The 3,522-nt window shown below is 34.9% G+C and carries 1 protein-coding gene; it reads right to left on the bottom strand.

Annotation, left to right across the window (positions count from 1 at the left end):
• Positions 1 to 402: 402 nt before the first annotated feature.
• Complete coding sequence (locus ACP6PM_RS12580) at positions 403 to 2,457, bottom strand: ABC1 kinase family protein (RefSeq protein WP_426585070.1); 2,055 nt, start codon at positions 2,455 to 2,457, stop codon at positions 403 to 405.
• Positions 2,458 to 3,522: the final 1,065 nt, after the last annotated feature.

Consider the following 3,522-nt stretch of genomic DNA (forward strand, 5'->3'; position numbering starts at 1 on the left):
CCGTTTTAAGAAGGGGTAATTATTAATTATTAATTGTTCATTGTTAATTGCTGAACTAACCATATCCAATCTACCAAGAGAAAATATTTTGTTCATTATTTCAATCTCAATGGTTCAATATGAGGTAAGCTAAGACGCATTGTAAATGCGTCTTAGCAAGTCAGAAGTTAGAAGTCAGAAGTCAGAAGTAATAAGGGTTGTATTCTTAACTAGACACACAAAAAATATCCGGTTTAAATGCATAACAGCTTACTAATAACTGATAACTGAAATGACTATTCCCTATTCCTTCTTACTTATCAATCAATCAATATCAATTTATACCAAATTCAAAAAGTAAGGCTATTCACCTTACCTCCTGACTACTCCAAACCTAAGCAGCTCAAGTTTATGAAATTGGTATTAGCGAGAAGAAGCAGGTAAAGAAAGTTGAGGTTGAGTCTTTGGTTTATGACCATTACCATTACCATTAGTACTAGAATACTCTGGAGATAATAATACTTGACGAATCAAACGAGCGATCGCCCGTTGAGTCAAACCACCTGCTACTTGTTGCCCCATCTTTTGCATCTCTGGTTTAACTAATATATTTGGTACTAACTGTAATAACTGCATCGCATCAAAACCAGGAGTATCTTGAACAATTTTCCAGATATTTTTAATATGTTCTGCTCTCTTTTGCTCTGCTGGATTATTAGATGTAGTAACTGAAGTTTTCTCTACCTTCATACCTAACCACTCACTTACCTTAGTCCTCGCATTAATAAATGTATTTATCGATGCCAAATCTAGACTATTAATCAGCTCTTCAACTAAACGAACTCGAATAAAATCTCCCCGTTCAGATAATAAGAAATCTAGAGCTTGATTTAAAACTTTACTAATATCATAATCATCACTATTACTCGCATTTCTTAAAAGATTTTCCAATCTATTCCAACGAAAATCACCATCCTTAAAAAGTAAATCTTTTAGAGAAGTTCTCAACTCAGGAGCAGGGTCAGTTAATAAACGTTTCGCCACATAAGGATAAGCTTTACTCAACACTTTAAAATTAGGATCGACATTAATAGCAATACCTTCCAAAGTTACCAAAGAGCGAATAATCAAAGCATAATAAGCAGGCACCCGAAATGGATATTCATACATTAAAGCCGATAACTGATCTGTAATACTCTTAAAATTAAGTTCTGCCACACTAGCACCAAGAGCATTATTAAACACACCAGCCAATGCTGGAATAATCGGACTTAGATCGGTTTCAGGAGTTAAAAATTCTAGCTTTACATAATCCTGAGCCAAAGCATCAAAATCACGATTTACCAAATGTACAACTGCCTCTAATAAACCATATCGCTGATACGGTTTAACCTCACTCATCATGCCAAAATCTAGATAAACTAACTTACCATCTGGACTTGCTAATAAATTACCAGGATGAGGATCGGCATGAAAAAAACCATGTTCTAATAACTGTCTCAAAGAACATTGCACGCCAATTTCTATCAGATATTTCGCATCAATATTTTTGGCTTTTATCGCTTCCAAATTCGTCAGCTTTGTACCCGTTATCCATTCCATTGTCAATACACGACGCCCCGTATATTGCCAATAAATCTTAGGAACATAAATATCTTTCAGATGACCGTAGAGTTGTTTAAATTTTTCGGCATTTCGACCCTCTTGAGTGTAATCCATTTCCTCAAATATTCGAGTACCAAACTCATCCATTATGCCTACTAGATCGCTACGGAGTTGCTGAACATTTTTATGTACCCAAATAGCAAGTGTTCTTAATATATAAATGTCTAAAGCAATGCTTTCTGCTAAACCAGGACGTTGTACTTTTACTGCTACTGTTTCACCTGTTTTTAATTTGCCTTTATATACTTGTCCAAGGGAAGCAGCAGCAATGGGATTTGGTGTTAATTCTGTATAAATTTCTTCTGGAGGAAAACCTAATTCTTCTTCTATAAAATGATAGGCAACTTCATTAGGAAAAGCTGGTAATTGGTCTTGTAATTTAGTCAACTCATCTAAATATTTTGGAGAAGCTAAATCTGGTCGAGTAGATAGTGCTTGTCCTACTTTAATAAAAGCAGGACCGAGATTTGTCAAAATTTCTCTTAGCCAGATTGCCCGTTTTCTTTCATTTTTAGTGGCGTTACCAGTAATTTTGTCCAACCACAAGCTCAAAGCAAATAACACAAAAGTCCATAAGATACTGATTCGTCGTTTCCAGACTTTCAAAGGAAGTTTACTGTAGAGGGCTGTTATTACTTCTGGATCGTAGCGTAGGGTATTACTTTCTGTTGTTTCTGGAGGATCTTGAGACTTGAGCATATCTGTATCTATATTTGTTATTGCCATTGCCTCAACTTCTACTGTGTCTAATTTCTTGCTGTGTGAATTGAAGTCTTTTTGCTGAGGTATAGATGATATTGTTTCTAAATTCATAATATTTAAGAAAAATTTAACGAATCTTGTTAAATATTGTAACAATACGCCTACCGTTTCACTGAAGTCAAAAGTCAAAAATCAAAAGTCAAAAGTGAGATTTGAAAAGTTGGAAAAATATATTTTCTCAGCAAGAAAGTAAGAAATATTAGAACATCCAACCTAAACAAAAAGGTGACTGAGAGTTTATTTCCTAAGAATTGAAAAATTAATTTTTCAATTTGTACTGTTGCTCTATAGAACCAATTTGGTATCTTGATCGTTCCTTTCTACAACCTGAGCGATATAGATGCCACACTTGCTCCGCCTTTCATGTCGGCGATAGCCGAAAAGCGGAACAGAGTTCTATCCCCAAGAAACTTGCCTATCTTTAGTTGAATAAAAAGTCATGCACAAAGGCGAACAACCCCAGTTAAGTTTTAACTTATCACAAAAATTCTGAGGATACAAGCGAAAATCCTTTGACGCGCCGAATTTTTCAGTAGCTTCAGAAAATGAAAATGTTTGTGATTTTCCACTGAGGATGGATGGAAAGATTTGATCGGGAAAAAATAACCATTTATGGGAGCTTCACAAGATGAAAATATTTCTGGTATTGATACGGGGAAAAATTCCCGAATATTTGATTGTCTCTCAGCAAGAAATTGGATTGAATAAAAAGTCATGCGCAGAGGCGAACAAGCCCAGTTAAATTTTAACTTATCACAAAAATTCTGAGGATACAAGCGAAAATCCTTTGACGCGCCGAATTTTTCAGTAGCTTCAGAAAATGAAAATGTTTGTGATTTTCCACTGAGGATGGATGGAAAGATTCGATCAGGAAAAAATAACCATTTATGAGAGCTTCAAAATCTGGCTACTACTCCATAGGCAATAGTGAAATATCAAACTTAGACTGCAAGATACTTGAGAGTTGATTTCCACTGGCAGAAAATATCTGACTCTATTTCTCTACCTGGAATTTCTTCTACTCACGGAAAATTTATTAGTCAATCAAGAATTGAAAAAATAATTCTTAAATTCTAACTATTGCTCTATACGCAATAGTAGAACTTAAACCCAGAT

It is taken from the genome of Dapis brunnea BLCC-M229, from assembly GCF_050015995.1.
In the GTDB taxonomy this organism is placed as follows: domain Bacteria; phylum Cyanobacteriota; class Cyanobacteriia; order Cyanobacteriales; family Microcoleaceae; genus Trichodesmium.